22 protein-coding genes and 2 pseudogenes are annotated in these 23604 nt (G+C 71.1%); 8 read left to right on the top strand and 16 right to left on the bottom strand.

What is annotated here, in order from left to right; all coding sequences use genetic code 11:
- Positions 1-52 precede the first annotated feature (52 nt).
- Positions 53-484, top strand: a complete 432-nt coding sequence (locus ACF08M_RS34230; RefSeq protein WP_392189168.1) for an Lrp/AsnC family transcriptional regulator — start codon at positions 53-55, stop codon at positions 482-484.
- Here the strand turns inward: ACF08M_RS34230 and ACF08M_RS34225 are convergent.
- The 4 genes and pseudogenes from ACF08M_RS34225 to ACF08M_RS34210 form a co-directional block, all read right to left on the bottom strand.
- Positions 462-689 (bottom strand): annotated as a pseudogene (locus ACF08M_RS34225) (histidine kinase); the annotation flags it as partial. The gene ACF08M_RS34230 and the pseudogene ACF08M_RS34225 sit on opposite strands and share 23 nt — an antisense overlap.
- A gap of 113 nt (positions 690-802) precedes the next feature.
- Positions 803-1840: a rod shape-determining protein gene (locus ACF08M_RS34220; RefSeq protein ID WP_392189167.1), complete on the bottom strand. Its 1038-nt coding sequence runs from the start codon at positions 1838-1840 to the stop codon at positions 803-805.
- Positions 1841-1986: 146 nt separating this feature from the next.
- The gene (locus tag ACF08M_RS34215) at positions 1987-2553 is read right to left on the bottom strand and encodes a hypothetical protein (protein ID WP_392189166.1); all 567 of its coding nucleotides are present in this window, start codon (positions 2551-2553) and stop codon (positions 1987-1989) included.
- 4 nt (positions 2554-2557) lie between these two features.
- On the bottom strand, positions 2558-3031 hold the full coding sequence (locus ACF08M_RS34210) for a MarR family winged helix-turn-helix transcriptional regulator (protein WP_392189165.1): 474 nt from the start codon (positions 3029-3031) through the stop codon (positions 2558-2560).
- 149 nt (positions 3032-3180) lie between these two features.
- Here ACF08M_RS34210 and ACF08M_RS34205 point away from each other — a divergent pair, with 149 nt between their 5' ends.
- The 3 genes from ACF08M_RS34205 (at position 3181) to ACF08M_RS34195 (ending at position 5637) form a co-directional block, all read left to right on the top strand.
- Positions 3181-4200 (top strand): NADP-dependent oxidoreductase, encoded by a 1020-nt coding sequence (locus tag ACF08M_RS34205; protein ID WP_392189164.1) that lies wholly within the window; start codon positions 3181-3183, stop codon positions 4198-4200.
- An 89-nt stretch (positions 4201-4289) separates the two neighbouring features.
- Complete coding sequence (locus ACF08M_RS34200; protein WP_392189163.1) at positions 4290-4718, top strand: organic hydroperoxide resistance protein; 429 nt, start codon at positions 4290-4292, stop codon at positions 4716-4718.
- A 115-nt stretch (positions 4719-4833) separates the two neighbouring features.
- Complete coding sequence (locus tag ACF08M_RS34195; protein WP_392189162.1) at positions 4834-5637, top strand: EI24 domain-containing protein; 804 nt, start codon at positions 4834-4836, stop codon at positions 5635-5637.
- 301 nt (positions 5638-5938) lie between these two features.
- Here the strand turns inward: ACF08M_RS34195 and ACF08M_RS34190 are convergent, their stop codons facing one another.
- Both ACF08M_RS34190 and ACF08M_RS34185 read right to left on the bottom strand, forming a co-directional pair.
- Positions 5939-7897: a flavin monoamine oxidase family protein gene (locus tag ACF08M_RS34190; protein ID WP_392189161.1), complete on the bottom strand. Its 1959-nt coding sequence runs from the start codon at positions 7895-7897 to the stop codon at positions 5939-5941.
- Between the two features lie 118 nt (positions 7898-8015).
- Positions 8016-8621 (bottom strand): TetR/AcrR family transcriptional regulator, encoded by a 606-nt coding sequence (locus tag ACF08M_RS34185; protein ID WP_392189160.1) that lies wholly within the window; start codon positions 8619-8621, stop codon positions 8016-8018.
- A 111-nt stretch (positions 8622-8732) separates the two neighbouring features.
- On the opposite strand from ACF08M_RS34185, the gene ACF08M_RS34180 reads away from it, so the two are divergent.
- A complete protein-coding gene (locus ACF08M_RS34180; RefSeq protein WP_392189159.1) occupies positions 8733-11246 on the top strand; it encodes a beta-glucosidase in 2514 nt (837 codons plus the stop codon).
- A gap of 121 nt (positions 11247-11367) precedes the next feature.
- Here the strand turns inward: ACF08M_RS34180 and ACF08M_RS34175 are convergent, their stop codons facing one another.
- Positions 11368-12366, bottom strand: a complete 999-nt coding sequence (locus ACF08M_RS34175) for an aldose epimerase family protein (RefSeq protein WP_392189158.1) — start codon at positions 12364-12366, stop codon at positions 11368-11370.
- An 11-nt stretch (positions 12367-12377) separates the two neighbouring features.
- Complete coding sequence (locus tag ACF08M_RS34170; protein WP_392189157.1) at positions 12378-13295, bottom strand: SGNH/GDSL hydrolase family protein; 918 nt, start codon at positions 13293-13295, stop codon at positions 12378-12380.
- 350 nt (positions 13296-13645) lie between these two features.
- On the opposite strand from ACF08M_RS34170, the gene ACF08M_RS34165 reads away from it, so the two are divergent.
- Positions 13646-14140, top strand: coding sequence for a DUF3145 domain-containing protein (locus ACF08M_RS34165; protein WP_392189156.1), 495 nt, complete (start codon positions 13646-13648; stop codon positions 14138-14140).
- A gap of 239 nt (positions 14141-14379) precedes the next feature.
- Here ACF08M_RS34165 and fabF read toward each other — a convergent pair whose 3' ends face one another.
- From fabF to ACF08M_RS34140, 5 genes are all read right to left on the bottom strand, one after another.
- Positions 14380-15642, bottom strand: coding sequence for a beta-ketoacyl-ACP synthase II (gene fabF / locus ACF08M_RS34160; protein ID WP_392189155.1), 1263 nt, complete (start codon positions 15640-15642; stop codon positions 14380-14382).
- A gap of 77 nt (positions 15643-15719) precedes the next feature.
- Positions 15720-15968, bottom strand: coding sequence for an acyl carrier protein (locus ACF08M_RS34155; protein ID WP_392189154.1), 249 nt, complete (start codon positions 15966-15968; stop codon positions 15720-15722).
- Between the two features lie 64 nt (positions 15969-16032).
- Positions 16033-17034, bottom strand: coding sequence for a ketoacyl-ACP synthase III (locus ACF08M_RS34150; RefSeq protein WP_392189153.1), 1002 nt, complete (start codon positions 17032-17034; stop codon positions 16033-16035).
- Between the two features lie 13 nt (positions 17035-17047).
- Entirely contained in the window at positions 17048-17962 is a 915-nt protein-coding gene (locus ACF08M_RS34145) for an ACP S-malonyltransferase (RefSeq protein WP_392189200.1), read from the bottom strand.
- Positions 17963-18051: 89 nt separating this feature from the next.
- Positions 18052-19251: a PucR family transcriptional regulator gene (locus ACF08M_RS34140; protein ID WP_392189152.1), complete on the bottom strand. Its 1200-nt coding sequence runs from the start codon at positions 19249-19251 to the stop codon at positions 18052-18054.
- Positions 19252-19397: 146 nt separating this feature from the next.
- On the opposite strand from ACF08M_RS34140, the gene ACF08M_RS34135 reads away from it, so the two are divergent.
- Entirely contained in the window at positions 19398-20072 is a 675-nt protein-coding gene (locus tag ACF08M_RS34135) for a pirin family protein (RefSeq protein ID WP_392189151.1), read from the top strand.
- 146 nt (positions 20073-20218) lie between these two features.
- Here ACF08M_RS34135 and ACF08M_RS34130 read toward each other — a convergent pair whose 3' ends face one another.
- Positions 20219-21334, bottom strand: a complete 1116-nt coding sequence (locus ACF08M_RS34130; RefSeq protein WP_392189150.1) for a DUF6923 family protein — start codon at positions 21332-21334, stop codon at positions 20219-20221.
- A 622-nt stretch (positions 21335-21956) separates the two neighbouring features.
- Between ACF08M_RS34130 and ACF08M_RS34125 the strand changes: the two genes are divergently transcribed.
- The gene (locus ACF08M_RS34125; RefSeq protein ID WP_392189149.1) at positions 21957-22631 is read left to right on the top strand and encodes a C39 family peptidase; all 675 of its coding nucleotides are present in this window, start codon (positions 21957-21959) and stop codon (positions 22629-22631) included.
- 90 nt (positions 22632-22721) lie between these two features.
- On the opposite strand, the gene ACF08M_RS34120 is transcribed toward ACF08M_RS34125, so the two are convergent.
- Together ACF08M_RS34120 and ACF08M_RS34115 are read right to left on the bottom strand one after the other, a co-directional pair.
- Complete coding sequence (locus tag ACF08M_RS34120; protein ID WP_392189148.1) at positions 22722-22988, bottom strand: DUF397 domain-containing protein; 267 nt, start codon at positions 22986-22988, stop codon at positions 22722-22724.
- Positions 22972-23604, bottom strand: a pseudogene (locus ACF08M_RS34115) (DUF5753 domain-containing protein); the annotation flags it as partial. The pseudogene ACF08M_RS34115 and the gene ACF08M_RS34120, both read right to left, overlap by 17 nt.

Here is a 23604-nt window from a genome sequence, read left to right as displayed (position 1 = left end):
TCCGATGCGCCTGACGACGTCATAAACCGGGCGCAACTGAGACAATCGCAGTATGGACCGTCTGGACAGGGAGATTCTCGGCATCCTCCAGGAGGATGCCCGGATCTCGTACCGCGATCTGGGCGTACGGGTCGGGCTCAGCGCCAACGCCGCGGCCGACCGGGTGCGACGGCTGCGGCGCGACGGTGTCATCCGCGGCTTCACCGTGATCATCGACCCGGCCGCCGACACCCGTACCGGCCTCGTCGTCTTCATCGATGTGACGCTGCGCATGGACACGACGAACGAGGTGTTCGAGCGGTCGGTGCTCGCCCTGCCCGGCATCACCGAAGTGGTGCATGTGACCGGCGGCCACGACTACCTCGTACGGGCCACCGTCGCCGACACCGCGGCCCTGGACGGACTGCTGCGCAGACTCAGGCGGGAGGCCGGTGTCGCCCACTCCAACACCCGCGTCGCGCTCAGAGCGGCACCTGCCAGATGACGGTCGACGAGTGCGAGCCGTCCTCCTCGCGGCCGTTGTCGGCGACCGACAGCCGGACCGCGGCCCGCCCGTCCGGCAGCACGGCCGCCGCGTCCACCTCCACCTCGATCGCCGACACCCCGGCCCGCCGGTGGGCGGCGGCGAGCGCACTCCGCAGCGCGGCGAGCAGCCGGCCGTCCACGGGCTCCCGGACCAGGGCGTCGACCAGCCGGGGCGTCCGCGGGCCGTCGCCCGCCTTCTCGTCCGGGGCCGCGGCGGCCGGGCGCGCCGCCGTCCCGTTCTCCGTCTCTTCGGTCATCCGCGCACCCCCCGCGGTGCTCAACAGGCCAGCGGGTTGAGGACCATCGGCTCGATCTTTCCGTCCAGCATCGCACCGAGCCCCAGTACGGAGCACACGTCGGGCCGGTCCGCGATGTGCACCTGCATGCCCGTCGCCTCCCGCAGCATCTGGTCGAGGCCGGGCAGCAGCGCGCTGCCGCCGACCATCACGACCCCGCAGTCGACGAGGTCGGCCACCAGGTCGGGCGGGCACTCGCGCAGGATCTTGCCGAGGCCGTCGAGCACCACGGTCAGCGGCGCGTGGATCGCCTGCCGCACGGCGGCGGTGTCGACCCGCACCGAGCGGGCCAGCCCGGTCGCCACGTCCCGGCCGTGGATCTCGGTCGTGGTCGGCCCGTGCGCGGCCAGACCGCTGCTGCTGAGTGCCACCTGCAGCGGTCGCACGGACTGGCTCGGCAGCATCAGCTCGTGGTGCTGGCGCAGATGCTGGATCACCGCGTGGTCGATGGCGTCGCCACCGATGGGGATGCGCACGGCGGACACGATCGAGCCGAGCGAGAGCACCGCGATCTGGGTGGTCGCCGCCCCGCACACCATGATCATGGTGGCGGTCGGCTGCTCGACGGGGAGCCCGCAGCCGACGGCCGCCGCGATCAGGGTGTCGACCAGCTCGACCCGCCGGGCGCCCAGCCCCACCAGCGTCTCGACGGTGGCCCGCTGGGCCAGCGGATCGCTGTCGTGCGGTGTGCAGGCGGCGGCCCGCAGCCGGGGCTTGCGGCGCAGCTGGCGGCGGAGCTTGTCGCCGAGCAGCTGGCGGAGCATGCGCTGGGCCATCTCGATGTCGATGACGGTTCCGCCGGTGACCGGGCGGACCACCCGGATGTAGTCGGGGGTGCGGCCCGTCATCTGTTCGGCGAGTGCGCCGACGGCGATGAGTGAGCCGGTACGGGTGTTCATGGCGGCGGCGCTCGGCTCGTCCACGACGAGCCCGAGTCCCTTGATATAGACGCGGGTCCGGGCGGCTCCGAGGTCGACGGCGACATGGCAACGGCGCAACTGCTCAAGGCTGACGGTCACGGCGGGTTCTCCCGAGAGCGCTGAGGGGGTTCCGGCGGCAGCCGGCTCTCTTCGCATCGTGAGCCGTTCGGAGTCGTCGCGCGCGTCGGGATGAGCCGTAGGAGGTACGGAGCCGACGGAGTGACAGCGCGCGAGGTATGTGGAGGTCAGCCGGGCAGCAGTCGCTGGAACAGCCCCCAGGTGAACTCGGCGACGTATGACTCGCCCGAGCCCGGCGCGTCGATCGCGAGCGCCCACCGGGTCGGCGCGCTGCCCTCCACCGGGCGGGCCGGCGCGAAAGCCCGTGCCACCTCGTCCACCGTGCCCGACCAGGGACGCAGATCCTCGATCGTGCGCAACTCGGGGCCCGCTGCTCCCGGCGCCCGGACCAGCCATTCGTTCCATACGGCCCCGCCCGGCGCGACCATCACCTCGAACCGCAGATCCGGCCAGAGCGGCACCGGCCACAGCAGCGCGTCGCACTCCAGATCGCCGATCGTGCGGCATGCGGACGACTCGGGCTGGCCGAGCACCGAACGGTAGCGGCGCAGGGCGCCCCGCCCCCGCGGCGCCCGCACCATGGCCTGCCAGCGGCGGTTGGCCTCCCGCATCTCGGCGAGCGAGGCGCTCAGCTCCTGCCGGGCCATCTCGACGAGGGCGGGCTGATGGTCGGCCATCCGGCGCAACAGGACGAGCTGGAACTCACGGGGGCCGAAGGGAGCGGGAGCGGTCATGGATTCAACGGTTCCACACCGCGGTCCGCAGGGCCTGCCCGGCGGACGGGCCCGGCCCGCCCAGCATCCGCCGCAGCAGGTCCCGCAGCATCGTCCGGTCCTCCTCCGACAGCTCGGCCAGCGGCTCCCGGGCGAAGGTGAGGGAGTCGCGCAGCTGCTGCGCGGTCCGCGCGCCCAGCTCCGTCGGGGCGGCCAGCTTCACCCGCCGGTCGGCCGGATCCGGCCTGCGCTCCACCAGGCCGCGCGTCTCCAGCCGGTCGACGATGCCGGTGACGTTCGACGGCTCGCACTTCAGCTTCTGGGCGATCCTGCGCATCGGCATCGGCTCCAGCGAGAGCAGGCCGAGGACGCGCGCCTGCGCGCCGGTGAGGGAGTGGGCCGCCGCGGCCTCCTCGTACTCCTCGTAGTAGCGCGCCACGACGGTGCCGATGAGCTCGACGACTTCGAGGGTCAGAGGGTCTCTACGGGGGGTCGCCATGACACCCACGATAACCGGTTACTTGACAATATGAAATATCGAGGAGCATGGTTGTTTCACGTTCTGAAGTATTTCTGCTTCGCCGCCGGTCCCGGCCGGTTTGGGCGAAGCCTCCCCACCCCGTGAGACATCGAGGAGACCCCGAGCCCATGCCTGCAGCACTTCCCGCGTCCAGCCGTGAATGGCACCTCGTCGCCCGCCCCCACGGCTGGCCGAAGGCCGAGGATTTCGCGCTGCGTGAGGCCCCGGTCACCGCTCCCGGCGAGGGCCGTGTCCTCGTCCGCAATCTGTACTTCTCGGTCGACCCGTACATGCGGGGCCGGATGAACGACGTGAAGTCGTACACCCCGCCCTTCAAGCTCGACCACCCCATGGACGGCGGGGCGGTCGGCGAGGTCATCGCGTCGAACGCGGACGGCATCGCGGTCGGCGACCACGTCCTGCACGGCCTCGGCTGGCGCGAGTACGCCGACGTCCCGGCCCAGCACGCCGTGAAGGTCGATCCGTCGCTCGCCCCGCTCTCCGCCTATCTCGGTGTGCTCGGCATGACCGGTCTCACCGCCTACGCGGGCCTGTTCGAGGTCGCCTCCTTCAAGGAGGGCGACGCCGTCTTCGTCTCCGGCGCGGCCGGTGCGGTCGGCAGCCAGGTCGGCCAGATGGCGAAGCTCAAGGGTGCTTCGCGGGTCATCGGTTCGGCCGGTTCCGACGAAAAGGTCAGGCTCCTCGTGGAGGAGTACGGCTTCGACGCGGCCTTCAACTACAAGAACGGCCCGGTCGCCGAGCAGCTGCGCGAAGCCGCCCCCGAGGGCATCGACGTCTACTTCGACAATGTCGGCGGTGAGCACCTCGAAGCCGCGATCTCCTCGCTCAACGTGCACGGCCGCGTCACCGTCTGCGGAATGATCGCCCAGTACAACGCCACCGAGCCGACACCCGGCCCGCGCAACCTCGCCCTGGTCATCGGCAAGCGGCTGCGCATCCAGGGCATGCTCGTCGGCGATCACGCCGCGCTCCAGCCGCGGTTCGTCCAGGAGGCCGCCGGCTGGCTGGCCTCGGGCGAGCTGAAGTACCGCGAGACCTTCGCCGAGGGCATCGAGAACGGCTTCGAAGCCTTCCTCGGTCTGCTGCGCGGCGAGAACACCGGAAAGATGATCGTTTCCCTCGCCTGACAGCGACCCCGGCGCCCCGTCAGTCCCATCCACCGGCCGTCGCGATCGTGAGCGCGAGTCGCGGCGCACAGCAGAAGGATTTCCCAGCCATGGCTATTTCGGACATCACCGTCGCCTACACCGCCGTCGCCACCGCGGAGAACGGCCGTGACGGCCGCGTCTCGTCCGACGACGGCAACCTCGACGTCGTCGTCAACCCGCCCAAGGCCATGGGCGGAAGCGGCGCGGGCACCAACCCGGAGCAGCTCTTCGCGGCCGGCTACAGCGCCTGCTTCCAGGGAGCCCTCGGCGTCGTGGCCCGTCAGGAGAAGGCCGACATCTCCGGCTCCACGGTGACCGCCGCGGTCTCCATCGGCAAGACCGCCGAGGGCGGCTTCGGCCTGGAGGTCGCGATCAGCGCCACCATCCCGAACGTCGACACCGCCACCGCGCAGTCGCTCGTCGAGAAGGCCCACCAGGTGTGCCCGTACTCGAACGCCACACGCGGCAACATCAAGGTGGAGCTGTCGGTCGTCTGACCGCTCGCACCGTTCGCGACGACCGAGGGCCGTACTCCTGCCGGAGTGCGGCCCTCCGCCGCCCACCGGGCACACCGCGCCGGGAGCGGCCCCGCCCCACCAGTACGCTGACGTCATGCGTGATCTCGGGGCGGGCTTCAACTACTTGATAAAAGGACAGCGATGGGCTGGGCGGCACGGCCGCTGGTTCGGCTTCGGGCTGCTGCCCGGGCTCATCACCCTCGTCCTGTACGCGGCGGCACTCGTCGGCCTCGGCTACGGCGCCGACGACCTGGTGGCCTGGGCGACCCCCTTCGCCGACGACTGGTCGTCCCCCTGGTCCGGTCTGCTCCGCACCACCCTGACCGTGCTGGTCTTCGCCCTCGGGCTCTTCCTCGCGGTGATCACGTTCACCGCGGTGACGCTGCTGGTCGGCCAGCCCTTCTACGAGTCGCTGTCCGAGCAGGTCGACCGTACCGAGGGCGGCGAGGTCCCCGAGTCCGGGCTGTCGCTCTGGCGGGAGCTGTGGATCTCCGCCCGTGACAGCGTCCGCGTCCTGGTGCGGGTGGGGCTGTACTCCGTGCTGCTCTTCGCCCTCGGATTCGTTCCGGTCGTCGGCCAGACGGTCGTCCCCGCGATCGGCTTCTGCGTCACCGGTTACTTCCTCTCCGAGGAGCTCACCGCCGTGGCGCTCCAGCGCCGCGGCATGGTCCTGAAGGACCGCCTGGCCCTGTTGCGCGGCCGCCGCATGCTGACGCTCGGCTTCGGTGTGCCGCTGGGGCTCGCCTTCCTCGTCCCGTTCGTCGCCGTCTTCCTGATGCCGGGCGCCGTCGCCGGAGCCACCCTGCTGGCCCGGGACCTGGTGGCGCCCGACGAGAACGAGGCCGAGGACGCGGCCGAGGACGCGGCGCCGGCCCCGTACACCCTCGACAAGGGCTGAGAGCCTGTCGGGTGACCTCTGATCGGGCGGCCACGCCCTGGCACGCACGCTTCCCGCGTTGCCGAAATGCCCAAGTAGCTCCGCTACGAGGACATCCCGGCGCCTTGGAATCGCACGCACCAGACCGCGTCCGCTACCCGATCGAAGGTCACCCGACAGGCTCTGAGAGCCTGGCCCCCGGCCGGGGCGCCGGACCGGTGCTCGTCGGACCGGGCGTCACCCCGGGCCCGGCCCGCCGAACAACGCCTGCCGCGTAACGCCTGCCGCACAACGCCCGTCGAGCGGTATCGCCCGGCCCCGGTCAGCTGCTGTGCACCTCCAGCGCGGACCTGACCGCCGACTCCAGGGCCCCCTCGATCCAGGCCGGCTTGATCGAGGTGTGGCAGCCGGCGAAGTGCAGCGGCCCCTCGGCCGAGCGCACATCGGCGAACAACTCGGTGTGCTGGCCCGGCAGCAGCACCGAGGCCTCGCCGTACGCGTACGGGTCGCGCATCCACGACTGGGTGGCGCCGACCCCCGTGTAGAAGACCTCGACGCGCTGCCCGTACACGTCCTGCACTCCGCCCAGGGCGTGCGGGTAGCGCTCGTCGTCGTCGAGCGAGTCCCACTTCAGCGCGTCGTCGGCCCAGCTGTACGAGGCGAGCACCACGCCGCCCGCGCTGCCCTCGACCGGGTGGGACGGCTGGAAGACGAAGCGGTTGGGGTTGTCGGTGACCGATCCGCCACCGATGACATGTGCCGCCTCGGGCTGGTTGCGCGCGGTGGCCCGGTACGCCGCGTAGTGCACGCGCTGGTTGGGCGGGAGATGACCGGGCGGTACGGAGGGGTGGGCGCCCAGCAGCGAGCCGTCGGCCGGCGCCTTGCCCAGCCGGTAGGCGTCGTAGAGGCCGGGCTTGATCTTCTCCAGCTCGGTCTTCCAGTCCTTCTCCTCGAACTCCCACCAGCGGCGGCTGAATTCGAGCAGCACCTTGGTCGCGGCGTCGTAGTGGATCTCGGTGATCGCGCGCCGCTTGCCGTACGAGAGCGCGGGGGCGACGGGGATGTGGCGCAGCCCGGAGAACGGCACGGTGATGATTGCCCGGTCGCCGCGGAAGGTCTGACGCACCAGCGGCTTGCCGTCGCGGCCCTCGGAGATCGTTTCGACCTCGACGCTGTCGGTGCCGTAACTGATCCTGGTGGCCCGGCGGTCCAGCCGCACCACGTCCTTGACCCGCTCGTACATCGCGTCGGCCAGGGTGGCCGTGCCGTCCGGCAGCTCGAAGAACGCGGTGTCCGGGCTGATCAGGGAGGCCCCGATGAAGCTGTGCACAAAGGCGAGATGGAGCCGCGAGGTGAGGTTCTCGACCGTGCCGACGAGGTCGATGGTGCGCTCGTCGAGCTTGGCCGCCTCGGTCAGGAAGCGGAACATCGACCAGTGCCCGTACCGCTGGATCACCCGTGCCCAGCCCTCGACGAGCTCCCGGCCCTCCTTGCCCTCGAACTCCTTGCGCACGGGCGCGAACGCCTCCCGCACGATCACCGCGGCGGCCTTGTTCTCGAACGCGGCGGGGACGCCGAACGAGCGGTTGATCGCCTGGGGCTTCGCCGCGTAGTCGGCCTTGCGCATCCGGATGCCGTTGACGTGGATCCAGGTGTGGTTGACGGGCCGGCCCCCGGCGTCGACGTCCACCAGGTAGAAGCGGCGGCGCTTGAGGTCGAAGCTGTCGATGAGCCCGGTGACGAGCGGGTGGCTGTCGGGGATCCGCATGGCGCCGGCCTCGGCGTACTGCTTCGGGTCGGCGAACGGCGCCTTCGCGTGCTCGTGGCCGCCCTTGCGGAAGGTCTTGATCCGGCCGCCGACGCGGTTGCCGTTGGCCTCGATGACGGTGACGGTGTGCCCGGCGTTGCGGAGCAGATGCGCGGCGGTGAGCCCGGCCGGGCCCGCGCCGACGACCAGCACCTTCTTGGGGGGCTTGCGGCTGCGCGGCAGGCCCTTGGACAGCAGGATGTCGCGGTAGTGGGGGACCAGCGGCTGGTCCTGTTCGTCGCGTACGAGGATGGCGCGGGCAACGGTCAGGCAGGCGTCCCAGTCCGAGCCGGGGGCGGCCGTGGGCGCGAGCGCGGTGCCGGATGCGGCGGCGGCGTCAACGGTGCGGGGGACAGCGGCACTTGCGCTGCCGGCCGCGGTCGTGGCGAGCGCGGCGGCACCGGCGGCGGCACCCGTGATCAGGGTGCGGCGGGAGGGCAGGCCGGAGGAAGGTCCGGTGGGCTTGGAAGTCATGCGGCCAACCCTGGGGGCCCGGGAGGGTGCCCCTCGCCCGGACGCGCGTAGACCGCCCGGAAATCACCCGGAGGTGGGGCCCGTCGGTCGTGCCGTACTGACGTCGCCGCAGGTCATATCAGGACCGGGGGTTCTTTGGAACGGGTGGTTCCGCCGGCCGCAGCAACGCCAGGAAATCCTGGAACGCCGCCGGCATGTCCACCGAGTCCGGGTCGAGGAGCCACTGGTACTGGAGCCCGTCCAGCACCGCCACCAGCAGCGGTGCCGCGCGCTCCGGAGTCAGGCCGCCGGGCAGCCGCTCGCCGTACTCCGCGCGCAGCGTCGCCGCCATGCTCGCCCGGACCTGGGTGTAGCGGCGGGTGAAGAACTCCCGCGCGGGATGATCCTCCGTCACGCTCTCGCCGAGCAGCGCCGAGAACGTCTGGACGATGCCGGGCCGCATCGCGTTGTACTCGACGAGCGAGTTCAGCAGGTCGATCCGCCAGGTCCCGTCGCTCCCGCCGCTCCGGGTGCCACCGCCGGTGTCCCATCGGTCGCGGTCCTCCAGCACGGCGACGAGCAGCGCCTCCTTGGTCGGGAAGTAGTGCAGGAGCCCCTGCTGGCTGAGGCCGACCCGCTCGGCGACAGCGCTCAGCGAGGCGCCGCGGTAGCCACGCTCGGCGATCACTTCCAGCGTGGCGCGGAGGATCTCCGCCCGCCGCTCCGTGCTTCTGGCCCGCACCATCGCCCCGGCCCCTTTCGGTGCTCCATCGGTCCCGCCCCGAGGACCGTACGCCATCCCGATAAATTACAGAAGTATAACGAAACCTACTGCTCTACCGGTTATGGAGTCAGTATGGAGACATTCAGTGCAGGACACCGACGAGGAGGTACGGCCGTGGCAGGCGCGTCCACACCCACCAACCCCGATGCGGCCCGCGAGGCCGCGGTCGACGCGGCGCTGGCCGCACTCGGGCTCGACGACAAGGCGCGGCTGCTGGCCGGGCAGGACATGTGGTCGCTGCCCGGACTCCCCGCCGTCGGGCTGCGCTCCCTGGTGATGTCCGACGGGCCGATCGGCGTCCGCGGGGTCGCCTGGAGCGCCGACGATCCGTCCGTCGCCCTGCCCTCGCCCACCGCGCTCGCCGCGACCTGGGACCCGGCGCTGGCCCGCCGGGCCGGCCGGCTGCTGGCCCAGGAGGCCCGCCGCAAGGGGGTGCACGTCCTCCTCGCCCCGACCGTGAACCTCCACCGGTCGCCGCTCGGCGGGCGCCACTTCGAGGCGTACAGCGAGGACCCGTACCTCACCGGCGAGATCGGCACCGGCTATGTGCTCGGCGTGCAGGACGGCGGGGTAGGCACGACCGTCAAGCACTTCGTCGCCAACGACGCCGAGACCGACCGCTTCACCGTCGACAACATCGTCGCCCCGCGCACCCTGCGCGAGATCTACCTCGCCCCGTTCGAGCGGATCGTCAAGAACGCCCACCCGTGGGGCATCATGGCCGCGTACAACCAGGTCAACGGCTCCACCATGACCGAGCACCGCTACCTGCAGAACGCCGTGCTGCGCGGCGAATGGGGCTTCGACGGCTACATCGTCTCCGACTGGCTGGCCGCCCGCTCCACCGTCGCCACCGCCGTCGGCGGCCTCGACGTCGCCATGCCGGGCCCGAAGACGGTGTACGGCCAGGCGCTCGCCGACGCGGTGCGCGCCGGTGAGGTCGAGGAGTCCGTCGTCGACGGAGCCGTACGCAATGTGCTGCGGCTGGCCGCCCGCGTCGGCATCCTGGACGGCGCCCCGCCCGTCGTGGACGAGACCGCGTACCCCGCGACCGCCGACGGCGATGCGCTGGCCCGCGAGATCGCCCACCGCTCCTTCGTCCTCGTACGCAACGAACGCGCCGCGCTCCCCATCGACCCGGCCGCCGTCCGCAAGGTCGCGCTCAGCGGGGCCCTCGCCCGGGACGCCCGGGTCCTCGGCGGCGGCTCCGCCCAGGTCTTCCCGCACCACATCGTCTCGCCGCTGGACGGCCTCGCCGCCGCCCTGCCCGAGGGCGTGCTCGACTACCGCGTCGGCGCCGACCCGAACGACGAACTCACCCCCGCCGAGAAGGGCTTCGACCTCAGGGCCGTCTGCTACGACGAAGCCGGCACCGTCATCGGCTCGGCCCCGCTGCACAGCGGCACCGTCCAGTGGGTCGGCACCGACTTCCCCGAGGGCGTGACCCGCCGGACGCTGCACAGCGTCGAGATCACCGGCACCTTCGTCCCGCGCGACGGCGGCGAGCACGTCTTCGGAACCCGCGGCACCGGAGCGCTCGGCCTGACCGTCGCGGGCGAGACCCTGTACGACGAGGTCCACCGCGTCACCGGCTCCACCGACCCCGGCGAGGCGTTCTTCGGCAACCCCCTGGAGCGCGGCCGGATCCACCTCGCCGCGGGCGAACCCGTCGAGGTCTCCCTGCGGCAGATCCCCGACACCCTGGGCGACGACGCACCGATCCCCGGTGTCTCGTTCTCCCTCTGCCACCTCGGCCCGCGCCGCGACCCCCAGGAGCTGATCGCCGAGGCCGTCGAGTCGGCCCGCGCCGCGGACACCGCGATCGTCGTCGTCGGCACCACCGAGCGCGTCGAGTCCGAGGGCTTCGACCGCACCGACCTGAGGCTCCCCGGCCACCAGGGCGACCTCGTCAGGGCCGTCGCCGCCGCCAACCCGAACACCGTCGTGATCGTCAACTCCGGCTCCCCGGTGGAGCTCCCGTGGCGCGACGAGGTCGCCGCGGTGCTGCTCGGCTGGTTCCCCGGCCAGGAGGCCGGCCACGCGCTGGCGGACGTCCTGCTCGGCGCCGAGGAACCGGGCGGCCGTCTGCCGACCACCTGGCCGGTCGCGCTCGCCGACGTCCCGGTCTCGAACACCACCCCCACCGGCGGCGCACTCCACTACGACGAGGGGGTCTTCGTCGGCTACCGCGCCTGGGAGAAGGCCGGCGCCGCGCCCGCGTACCCCTTCGGACACGGACTCGGCTACACCACCTGGGAGTACGAGAGCCTGACGGCCGGCCCCGACAGCGCCACCGTCCGGCTCCGCAACACCGGCACCCGGCCCGGCGCCGAGACCGTCCAGCTCTACCTCGCGCCCCGGGACGACACCGCCGAACGCCCGGTCCGCTGGCTGGCCGGCTTCGCACGGGTCGAGGCGGCACCCGGCGAAACCGCCGAAGCGGTGATTCCGCTGGAGCGGCGCGCGTACGAGATCTGGGACGAGACGGCGTACGACTGGACCCTCGTCCCCGGCACCTACGAGGTGCAGGCGGCCCGCTCGCTCGCCGACGTACGCCTGACGGCGGCCGTGGAGATCAAGGAGTAGCGGGCGCCCCCTCCCTCCCGGTACGGGAGAGCCCCGGAGCGGCACCTGACACCGCTGCGGGGCTCTTCCGCTGCTCGGCGCAGGACACCGCTGCCGGGCTCCTCTGCGCCGTGGTGAGGCGTCAGCGCACCGAGAATCCGTACACCGTCGTCGAGACGTACTCCTCGCCCGGCCGCAGCACCGTGCTCGGGAATCCGGGCCGGTTCGGGGAGTCCGGGAAGTGCTGGGTCTCCAGGGCGATCCCGGCGCACGGCCCGAACGGCCGCCCGTCGAGGTGGTCCGCCGTGTACAGCTGCATCCCGGGCTCCGTCGTGGTGACGGTCAGGACGCGCCCCGACCCCGCGTCGTACAGCTCGGCCGCCGGACCCGCCCCGGTCCCGTCCAGCACGAAATTGTGGTCGTAGTCCGGGCCGACCGGCGCCGGCTCACGGAAGTCGAACCGGGTCCCGTCCACCGGCAGGAACTCGCCCGTCGGCAGGGACTCGGCGTCCACCGGGGTGATCCGTCCGGCCGCGATCCGCAGCATCTGCCCGAGCGCGCTGCCGCTGCCGGCGCCCGCGAGATTCCAGTAGGTGTGATTGGTCGGGTTCAGCACCGTCGGGGCGTCCGTCGTCGCCCGGTACGCGATCCGCAGCGCCCCGTCCTCGTCCAGGGTGTACGCCGCCGACACCGCCAGACGCCCAGGGAAGCCCTCCTCGCCGTCCTCGGAGACCAGGGACAGCCGGACACCGTCCGCCACCTCCCGCGCCCGCCACACGCGCTTGTCGAAGCCCCGGGCCCCGCCGTGCACATGGTTGCGTCCCTCGTTCCGCGTCACCCGGTGCGTGTGCCCGTCCAGCTCGAAGCGGGCCCCGCCGATCCGGTTCGCGTACCGCCCGACCAGCGCGCCGAAATACGGGCCGGTGAACGTCTCGTACCCGGCGAGATCCGGCAGCCCGAGCGCGACATCCGCCCGCGCTCCGTCCCGGCCGGGCACCTCGACCGACTGCACGATGCCGCCGTACGTCAGCACGCGCACCCGCGTACCGCCCCGTTCGAGTGTCCAGCGGTGCACGACGGCGCCGTCCGCGAGAGTGCCGAACTCTTCCGCGCGTGTCACCGTGCTCGAACCCGTGTCCATGATCACAAAGCCTACGCCGGAGGCCGGGCCGAAGTGACATTGCGGTACGCGATCTCCGCCAGCCGCGCCTGCCCGTTGCGCCCCGGGTGGAACCAGTCCCACTGGCTGAGCTGCTTGCCGGTGAACGCGTAGTCGAAGACCGCCCCGCCGTCGTAGCGGCAGCGCAGATCCTTCGCGCAGACCTTCCGCAGTGTCTCGTTGTACGCCACGACCCGTTCCTGCACCGAGGCGCGCCGGGCCACGGCCTGCGCGCTCATGTCGTCCGCGTCCGCCAGCATCGACCGGCAGATCCCCAGCTTCCAGATCTGCTTGCCCAGGGCGTTGTCGCGCCCCGTCGACCAGAGCCGCTTGAGATCCGGCACGCTCGACACGTACACCTGCGCCTTCGGCGCCCCGGCCCGCAGCTGACGCATCGACGCCTCGAACGACGCCCGGAAATCCGCCACCGGCGTCATGAGCTGCGCCGAGTCCCGGCAGGCGTCGTTGGCGCCGATCATCACCGTCACCAGATCCGGCTTCTCCTTCGCGGCCCGTGCCATCTGCTCCGGCAACTGTGCGATCCTGGCTCCCGTCTCGGCGTGGTTCCAGCTGCGCGCGGCGGCCCCCGACGCACCGAGCAGCCGGACGGCGAGGCTGCGCACCTCCGTGTCCGAACCGGTCGCCCAGGACACCTCGGGACAGTCCGCCAGTACCGAACAGGCATCGAAGCCACGGGTGATGGAGTCACCCACGGCGGCCACCGACTCCGGGCTGCGGTCCCAGACCGGGCCGGGCCGGGCGGACGGCCGCCGCTGCCCGGCCGACGCCCCCTTCGTCGTCCCGTCCCGGTCGGCGTCGCATCCGGTCAGAACGGCCGCGACGAACAACGAGACCGTTGCCAGGACAGCGGCCGCGCTCCGCGAACGGTGACGGGCGGAACGATCCTGCATCCCTTGTTCCCCTCGGTTGTGCCCAGGGCAATCCCTCGGGGCACCTGGTGAAAGACCCAGGTGCCCCGCAGGGTGAAAGCCGGGCGAATGATGTGCCCAGGACCGACCGTACGTCACACCTCGGCCCCCGCCGCGCGGTAGTTTTTCCTCGTCGAACCAGCGGCGCATTCCCTCGCCCGGCTCCACTCGGGTGGCATTCCGTAAATCACATCACGTCACATACGGTCCTCTTTCAGGAGATTCACCCCGATGCTGTTTACTGACGACAACCTCGGGAGCCGGCTGAGAAGAGACGGTACGGGCGCGAGGCCGCAGGGAAAGGCGAACTTCGTCCCACACTGGAGGTCCCGGTGACGACACGTGGAGTTCTGTACGTTCACTCCGCACCGCGCGCGCTCTGCCCCCATGTCGAATGGGCCGTGGCGGGTGTCCTCGGTGTGCGGGTCCAGCTCGACTGGATCAGACAGCCGGCCGCGCCCGGCACCTGGCGCTCCGAGTTCTCCTGGCAGGCCCGGCCCGGCACGGCGTCGAAGCTGGCCTCGGCGCTGCGCGGCTGGGATCTGCTGCGCTTCGAGGTGACGGCGGAGCCGAGCTCCACATCGGAGGGCGAGCGCTACAGCTCCACGCCCGGACTGGGCATCTTCCACGCCGTCACCGGCATGCACGGCGACATCCTGGTGCCCGAGGACCGGCTGCGGGCGGCGCTGGCGCGGTCCGTGCAGGGCGAGAGCGACCTGGAGGCCGAGATCGCCAAGCTGCTCGGCAAGCCGTGGGACGACGAGCTGGAGCCCTTCCGGCACGCGGGCGAGGGCGCGCCGGTGCGATGGCTGCACCAGGTGGTGTGACGGCACGATGCGGGGGCGCTGCCCCGTGCTCCCGCTTCTCAATCGCCGGAGGGGCTTGACCTTGCCGGGGCCGTGCGCATTCCAGCCTCGCCGGCGTGTGAGGCGCGGGGTCCGGGGCACAGCCCCGGCCCGGGAAGCGGGAACGCCCCGCGCAACGTACGAAGCCGCCTTCCCCGCAGGGAAGGCGGCTTCGTCGTACCAGGACTACGGACCGCAGGTCAGATGCTGCGGACCGCAGGTCAGACGCTGCGGAACGCCAGGACCACGTTGTGCCCGCCGAACCCGAACGAGTTGTTGATCGCGGCGATCGGCCCCTCGGGCAGCGGCCGCGGCTCGTCGCGCACGACGTCCGCCTCCACCTCCTCGTCGAGGTTCTCCACGTTGATCGTCGGCGGAGCCATCCGGTGGTGCAGCGCCAGGACCGTCGCGACGGTCTCGACGCCGCCCGCGCCGCCGAGCAGGTGGCCGGTCATCGACTTCGTCGCGGAGATCGCGACATGGTCGAGGTCGTCGCCCAGCACCTTGCGCAGTGCCTTCACCTCCGCGACGTCGCCCTGCGGCGTGGACGTGGCGTGCGCGTTCAGGTGCACGACCTCGGACGGCTTGAGGTCCGTCTGGTCCAGCAGGTTCTGCAGCGCGGTGGCGATGCCGCGACCGGTCGGCTCGGGCTGCGCGATGTGGTGGGCGTCCGCGGACAGCCCCTGGCCCAGCACCTCGCAGTAGACCTTGGCGCCGCGCGCGGCGGCGTGCTCCGCGGACTCCAGGACGACGATCCCGGCACCCTCGCCGAGGACGAAGCCGTCACGGCCGGTGTCGTACGGACGGGAGGCCTTCTGGGGCTCGTCGTTGTTCTTGGACATTGCCATCATGTTGGCGAACGCCGCGATCGGCAGCGGGTGGATCGCCGCCTCGGTGCCGCCGGCGAGGACCACGTCGGCACGGCCGGTGCGGATCATCTCGACGGCGTACCCGATCGCCTCGGCGCCCGAGGCGCAGGCGGAGACCGGGGTGTGCACACCGGCCTGGGCGTTGACCTCCAGGCTGACGTTGGCGGCCGGGCCGTTGGGCATGAGCATGGGCACGGTGTGCGGGGAGACGCGGCGTACGCCCTTCTCCTTGAGCACGTCGTACTGGTCGAGCAGGGTGATCACGCCACCGATGCCGGAGGCGACGACCGAGCCCAGCCGATCGGGCCGGACCTGGTCGTCCTCACCGGCCTTGCCGGTGAAGCCGGCGTCCGCCCACGCCTCACGGGCCGCGATCAGCGCGAACTGCGCCGAGCGGTCCAGCTTGCGGGCGAGCGGACGGGGCAGGACGTCGCCCGGGTCGACCGCCGCGACCGCGGCGATCTTGACGGGCAGTTCGGCGAAACGTTCGCCCTCGAGAGGCTTGACGCCGGATCGGCCGGCCATCAGACCTTCCCAGGTCGACGCCGAGTCGCCACCCAGCGGAGTGGTTGCGCCGATACCGGTGACGACCACGGTGCGATTGGTCGAGTTCACTGGAAAATCTTCTCCACGTGTAGAGGGTCGTGAATCAGCGGCGCCACCGCCGGGTGGCGACACAGGAGCAGGTCGGATCAGACCTGGTGCTTGAGGATGTAGCCGGCGGCGTCGCCGACCGTCTTGAGGTTCTTCACGTCCTCGTCGGGGATCTTGACGTCGAAGCGCTCCTCGGCGGCGACGACGACCTCGACCATGGACAGCGAGTCGACGTCCAGGTCGTCGGTGAAGGACTTGTCCAGCTGGACGTCCTCGACCGGGATGCCGGCGATCTCGTTGACGATCTCGGCGAGACCCTTGACGATCTCTTCCTGAGTGGCGGCCATGTTGGCGCTCCTTCGATGTTTATCTGCAGGGTTCTGGCGTCCGGGCCGAAAAGGCCTGGTGTGCCTAGGGGAGGGTAACGACCGTCGCGGCGTAGACGAGACCCGCCCCGAAGCCGATGACGAGCGCGGTGTCGCCGCTCTTCGCCTGACCGGTCGCCAGGAGCCGCTCCATGGCGAGCGGAATCGAGGCGGCGGAGGTGTTGCCGGTGGTCTCCACGTCACGGGCGACCGTGACGCTCTCCGGCAGCTTCAGGGTCTTCACCATCGAGTCGATGATCCGCATATTGGCCTGGTGCGGAATGAAGACGTCCAGGTCTTCCGGGGCGATCCCGGCCGCGTCCAGCGCCTGCTGGGCGACCTTCGCCATCTCGAAGACGGCCCAGCGGAAGACCGCCTGGCCCTCCTGCGTGATGGCCGGGAACTTCTCCGGGCGCTCGGCGTGGAACTTGTCCCACGCCACGGTCTGCTTGATCGTCTCGGACTTGTCGCCCTCGGAGCCCCAGATGGTCGGGCCGATGGCCGGCACCTTGGACGGGCCGACGACGACCGCGCCGGCGCCGTCGCCGAACAGGAAGGCCGTCGCACGGTCGGTCAGATCGGTGAGGTCGCTGAGCCGCTCCACGCCGATGACCAGCACGTATTCCGCCGAGCCCTCGACGATCATGCCCTTGGCGAGAGTGAGTCCGTAGCCGAAGCCCGCGCAGCCGGCCGAGATGTCGAAGGCAGCGGGCCTGCCCGCGCCGATCTTGTGGGCGATCTCGGTGGCGATGGCCGGGGTCTGCTTGAAGTGCGAGACGGTGGAGACGACCACGGCGCCGATCTGGTCGGGCGTGATCCCGGCATCGGCGATGGCCTTGCCGGACGCCTCGATCGACATCGCGGCCACGGTCTCCTCCTCGGAGGCCCAGTGGCGGGTGGCGATGCCGGAGCGCGAGCGGATCCACTCGTCGGACGAGTCGATCGTTTCGAGGATCACCTCGTTGGGCACGACGCGGGTCGGGCGGTAGCCGCCGACACCCATGATCCGTGCGTACGGGGCGCCCTGGCCGGGCTTGATCTTCGACATGCTCTCGGGCTCCTTAGGCGCCCGCGTGCTCGGTGATGAGCGCGCGGGCCGCGTCGAGGTCGTCGGGGGTCTTGAGCGCGAGGGTCTGCACACCGGGCAGCGCGCGCTTGGCGAGACCCGTGAGGGTGCCGCCGGGGCACACCTCGACGAGCGCCGTGACGCCCATCTCCTTGAAGGTCTCCATGCACAGGTCCCAGCGGACCGGGTTGGCCACCTGGCCGACCAGCCGGGAGACGACCTCGTCGCCGATGGCGACGGGCTTCCCGTCGGCGTTGGAGACATATGCCACGGTCGGGTCGGCGATCTTCAGCCCCGTCGCAGCCTCGCGCAACCGGTCGACGGCGGGCGCCATGTGGTGCGTGTGGAAGGCGCCGGCGACCTTGAGAGGCACCACCCGGCGTACGCCCTCGGGCTTGTCCTCGGTCAGCGCGGCGATCTGCGCGGCGGTGCCCGCGGCGACGATCTGGCCGGCCCCGTTGACGTTCGCCGGGGTCAGTCCGAGCTTCTCCAGATGAGGGACCGTCACCTCGGGATCGCCGCCGAGCAGCGCCGCCATACCGGTCTCGGTGACGGCGGCGGCATTGGCCATGGCGAGCCCACGGGTCCGTACGAGACGCAGCGCGGCCTCGTCGCCGATGACTCCGGCGAAGGCAGCTGCGGTGATCTCGCCCACACTGTGACCTGCGACGACGTCGGGCGACGCGTTGAGCGCGGCGGCGGACAGCAGGCCGGCGGCGACCAGCAGCGGCTGTGCCACCGCGGTGTCACGGATCGCCTCGGCGTCGGCCTCGGTCCCGTAGTGGGCGAGGTCGAGCCCGATGGCGTCGGACCAGGCCGCGATGCGGTCGGTGGCACCGGGGAGGTCGAGCCAGGGAGTCAGGAAGCCGGGCGTCTGAGCGCCTTGGCCGGGAGCGACGAGTACGAGCACCCTCACACTCTCTCTTGCGAACGGTCCGGAACGCCCGTGGGGACAGGGACGAAGAACCGTATGGGGAATTGTTGATGTCTGACAAAAGTCTAGGACTGTGGATCTCTGGCGGCCAAGCGTCCCAGAATCAGGGCGATTCGCAGAGTGAACGCCGAGCGGACATCGGAAGGAGACCATCCGGTGACGTCAGTCACACGTCGGAGCCGGTAGCGCACGGTGTTGGGGTGGACGAAGAGCATCCTGGCCGCGCCTTCCAGGCTGCTCGCCTGCTCCAGATACACACTCAGCGTCTCCAGGAGCGCGGAACCCGCCTCTTCCAGCGGTCTGTAGATCTCCTCCACCAATTGGTCCCGTGCGGCGGGGTCACCCGCCATCGCGCGCTCCGGCAGCAGATCATCGGCGAGCACCGGCCGCGGGGCGTCCTGCCACGCGCCGCACGCCTTGAGCCCGGCGGCCGCAGCCTGCGCGGACCGGGTGGCCGCCAGCAGGTCGGGCACCACGGGCCCGGCGACGACGGGGCCTGCCGCGTACGGGCCGATCAGCGCCTTCGCGACCTGCAACGGGTTGTCGCTGCCGCCCGCGATGACGACCAGCCGGTTGCCGAGCACCCCGGTCAGGACCTGGAGTTTCGCGTGCCGGGCGGCCCGGCGGATCGCCTCCACGGTCAGCTCGCTGTCGCCGTCCGGAGCCGTACCGAGCACCACGCAGACGTGCTCGGGGGAGTTCCAGCCGAGCGCCGCGGCGCGTGACACGGCGCCCTCGTCGGCCTCGCCGGACAGCACCGCGTTCACCACGAGCGATTCCAGCCGGGCGTCCCAGGCGCCCCGGGCCTCGGCGGCCTGTGCGTACACCTGGGCGGTCGCGAAGGCGATCTCCCGCGCGTAGACGAGCAGCGCCTCCCGCAGCACGGACTCGTCGCCGGGCGCGGCGACCTCCTCGATCGCGGCCTCCATGACCTCGATCGTCGTCCGCACCATCTCGACGGTCTGCCGCAGGGTGATCGCCCGGGTCAGCTCACGCGGAGCCGTGCCGAACACATCGGTGGAGATGGCCTGCGGGGTCTCCGGATGCCGAAACCATTCGGTGAAGGCCGCGATTCCGGCCTGGGCCACCAGGCCGATCCAGGACCGGTTCTCCGGTGGCATCGCCCGGTACCACGGCAGCGACTCGTCCATGCGGGCGATCGCATTGGCGGCCAGGCGGCCGGAGGACTGCTCCAGCCGTTTCAGGGTCGCGGCATGCAGGTGGGCGTCGTTCGCAGCGGGCTGCTCAGGATCGGGTCGGGGCACGGACACAAGACTGCCTTATCGGGCGACGGGCACGGAGGGCCGGGGCGGCCGCGGGTCGCGCCGCCGGGCGGCGGACGGGGGGATGCGGCGTGGCGCGGGCCCACGGGGGCGGTCCCGGGCGGCCCGCGCCGGGCTACCGTGGGCGGGTGATTTCCGTTCAGCGCTCCGACGACCGTTTCACGGGCGGGGACGAGGCCGCCGGCATCGAGTCCCGGCACGCCTTCTCCTTCGGCACCTTCTACGACCCGGACAATCTGCGCTTCGGCGCGATCCTGGCGTGCAACGAGGAGCGGCTGGCGCCCGGCGCGGGCTTCGATGAACACCCGCACAGCCACACGGAGATCGTCACCTGGGTCGTCGAGGGCGAGCTGACCCACCGCGATTCGACCGGTCACGCCACGGTCGTGCGGGCCGGGGACCTCCAGCACCTCAGCGCCGCGGCGGGCGTCCGTCACGTCGAACGCAACGACGGTGAAGGACCGCTGACGTTCCTTCAGATGTGGCTGGCCCCGCTCGAACCGGGCGGCGAACCCGCGTACACGATCGTTCCCGGCATCACCGGCTCCACTCCGTACGCGCTCCCGGCGGCCGGTGCGACACTGCACGTGCGCAGGCTCGGCGCGGGGGAGCGGGCGGTACTGCCGGACGCGGCGCGGGTGTACGTCCATGTGGTGGCCGGGGGCGTACGGCTCGGCGACGAGGAGCTGGAGCGGGGCGACGCGGCACGGATCACCGGCGAGGAGGGGCTGGAGCTGGTGGCGGCCGGGGCGGGGGGAGCGGACGGGGCGGCCGAGGTGCTGATCTGGGAGCTGCCGGTCTGAGCCGCACGAATGACATCAGTTGACGCGCCCGAGTCGATCGGTGCGGCTCGATGTCCGCGTCCGGGTGTCGGCCGGGGCGGGGTCGGGGCCGCCGGGCCACCGCGAACGCGTTACAGCGCGCTCCAAGCGGTGGCCCGGGGCAGGCGTCAGGCCAGACGTGTGGCTTTCAGCCCGTCGAGCGGATACTCGGTCGGGAGCTTGGCGGGATCGCCCGGCACGGTGATCTGTACGGCGATGGGCCGCGAGTTCCCCGCTTCCAGCAACTGGTCGGTCTGGGAGTCGATGTACACCTTGCCGTCCTCATGCTTGATGTCGACGCCGGACGCCTCGACCTTCGTCCCAAGCGTCGTTCGCAGGTCGAAGGAGAGCCGGAACCTGCGGGTCGTTTTGCCCTCGCCGCCTGCCTTGGCGGCGGCCGTGACGGTCAGCTGGAAGCTGTACACCTTGCCCGGCGGATCGTAGCTCGGCCACGAACCGCTGGACTTCTTCGTCACGACGATCTCGTCGTAGCTGGGCGGGATCGGCATCGGTGTGATGCGCCCGGCTCCGTTCACGACCTCCAGGCCGTCGACGGGGATCTTCCCGTTCCCGATCCGCTCCGCGCGGTCGGGGACGATGCTGCCGCTCAGGTCGAGGCGGTTGACGTTGCCTGCCGAGTCAACGGCGTAGAAGTGGCCGTCGGAGTCGAAGAAAGTGGCCGAGTACGACTTCCGGGAGCCGCTGGACGTGCTGGCCTCGGCGGGTGGGAAGACTCCCCTCTTGAGCACGGTCTTCATGGGGTTCCTCCGCGGATCCACATGAAGCAGGTCGCCGTTGTCGCCCTCCACCGAGATCAGTCGGCCGTCCTTCGGATGGTGGGCGAAGTCGTCCCACCGGCCGGAGCCCGGACGGTGTCCGGGGGTCGCCGTCCGGGTCACCACATCGATCGTGTAGCTGGGTCGGTCGGGGTCGCCCGCGACGAGTAACTTCTTCCCGTCGACGTCCATGTCTCCGTCGAACCATTTCTGGCCGCTCGGCAGCCCGTCGACGACCGCGTCCGAGACCGTGCCCGCCTCCACGTCGATGGTGACCAGCCGGTTGTCGCTGACGGCGAAGAGCAGCGGCTCCTTGTCGTCGCCCCGGTACTGCGCGCCCATGGCGGTGTAACCGGCCTCGTACGCCGCTACTTTCTCGACCACACGGGTGTCCCCGTCGATCGGGTCGAAGCGGTAGATCCGCGTGTTCGTCCTGCCTACCGCCAGGTAGACCTTGCGGTGAGTCATCGAGCGATTCCTTTCGGTAGTGCACTGGGTGCCGCCCCAGATTCGGCTGGCTGCACATTTCTCCGCAAGGTCGCAAATTGGTCGACCGATGATAAAAGGTCAATTCCGGTTGCCGTGCGTCCTTTCGGCGTGCCTGGTTGACGCCCGGGTCACCGGCATCCGCGTGCCGCCCTCGCGGTGTGCTGTGGCGATCCGGCGGCCGGTGCCGTGTGGGGAAGCGCGCGCCCGCGAGGGCCGGAGGCGTGGCCGTACACAGACCCCGTGAGACCAACGGCCCCCACGTGGGCGCGTGGCCCCGCCCGCGTTGTGCGGCAGATGCCCGCGGACGGGGCTCGCCGTCCCCGAGCGAGTGCAACGACGTTCGTCCGCCACCCACAGCCTCACCCCGCTCGGAGCTGCTCTGCTGCACGGCGATCCGCAACGCCCGGACCTCGCCCGAGCCGCCGAATTCGGTCCTGCCCGAAAGCTGTCGCCGTGCGGTGCGTGCCGCCCCGATGCTGGTACGGCAGCCGCGGGGGCGACGGCCGAACAGCAGGTGGCCCCCGCCGCCGCACCGGTCAACACAGGCTTGCCGCACCGCCGTTCAGTCCGGTGGCGCGGCACGGGGGAAGGAATTCCGCTCATGAACGTGACAGTCACCGAGAACCGGGCGAGCACGTCGCGCCGCCGCACACGGCTCGTCGGCGCGGCGGTCGCCGCGCTGGCCACCGCCGCCATCCTCGTCCCGGCGGGCAGCGCCGCCGCCCAGCACCCGTCGTCGGAAGCCGGGTACCCGGCCCAGAAGACGCTGTCGGCGTACACGTTCCAGACGCAGTCGACGTACTACTACTGCGGCCCGGCCGCGACCCGGCTCGCGCTGACCCAGCGGGGCAAGACCGTCAGCCAGGAGACCCTGGCGGGTGACCTCCAGGTCGAGCAGAACGGCAAGCAGACCGACAACATCGGCCTGGTGACCAAGGCCCTCAACGCGCGGGGGAAGACCTCGTGGTACGAGAACAAGTGGATCCCCGGCAATACCGCCACGTCGGCCCAGGTCGAGCGTCTGAAGGCGGACATCAGGCTCGACATCAACAAGGGCTACGCCCTCGTGGCCAACGTCTACGGCACGGCGTACGACACCAAGGGCAGGAAGCACGCGTACAACCAGGGCCACTACCTCACCGTGGTCGGCTACACCAGCAGCGGTGACAACGCCGTCATCGAGGACATCGCGGTCAGCTCCTCGAAGACGCACAAGTACACGATGACCACGAAGAAGCTGGCGACGTGGATCGCGACGAGGGGCTACTCGGCGTAGCGGATCCCGCATACCACGAGGGAACGGAAAGGGGCCCGGGACGACCAGTGGTCGCCCCGAGCCCCCACCGTCGCAGGGCTTCCGGTGACGTCAGCGGAGCCCGTCCACGAAGCTCTGCCAGGCATCCGCCCCGATGGTCAGCACGGGCCCGTCGGGGTTCTTGCTGTCGCGGACGGGGACGGCGCAGGGGAGGCCGTCGGCCACCTCGACGCATTCGCCGCCAGTGCTTCCGCTGTAACTGGACTTGCGCCAGGCCGCACCGCCGGTGACGGTGCACTCGACGCAATCGCCGCCGGTGCTGCCGCTGTACGTCGACTTGCGCCACTGTGCTCCGGTCAGGTCATGACTGGTCCCCATAGCGTTCCTCCATCACGCGAGCGATCAGTGTCGCCGAGTCCTCGGGGGAGAGGGCTGTGGCTTGCAAGCGAGCGTAGCCGACCGAACGTTCCTTGATCACCTGCGGATTGGCGGTCATGTGACCCGGTCGTAGCTCTCCACGTAGAACACGTCAGGGTCGTCCTCGAACCTGAGCAGGGTGAACGAGCCCATCATTCCCGTGTGCTGGCCGGCGGTGAAGGGAAGCACCTGGATCTGCACCCAGGGGCCGTCGCGGAAGTCCAACAGCCGCTCCAGTTGTGCGCGCATGACCGCACGTCCGCCGACCTCCTGGAGCAACGCGGCTTCGCTCAGGACGACCCACAAGGCGGGAGGGTTCTCGCCCGTCAGGACCCGCTGGCGCTCCATTCGGGCTGCCACCATCTCGTCGACCCTGCTCGGGTGGTCGACACCGAGAAGGGCTCGCGCGTACGCCTCCGTCTGCAACAGCCCGTACACCAACTGCGCCTGGTACGTGGAGATGTACGCGGCGCAGGACTCCGTCTCGGCGTACGGCTGGAACCAGGTGGGCAGCTGGCTGCGCAGGACCAGTCCGATCAGCCGCGAGAACACCCCGTCCGTGCCGAGTGCCGCGTCC

Source organism: Streptomyces sp. NPDC015032 (genome assembly GCF_043080425.1).
Classification (GTDB): domain Bacteria; phylum Actinomycetota; class Actinomycetes; order Streptomycetales; family Streptomycetaceae; genus Streptomyces.
Note: the sequence above shows the minus strand (reverse complement) of the source record. Positions and strands in the feature narration are given on the sequence as shown.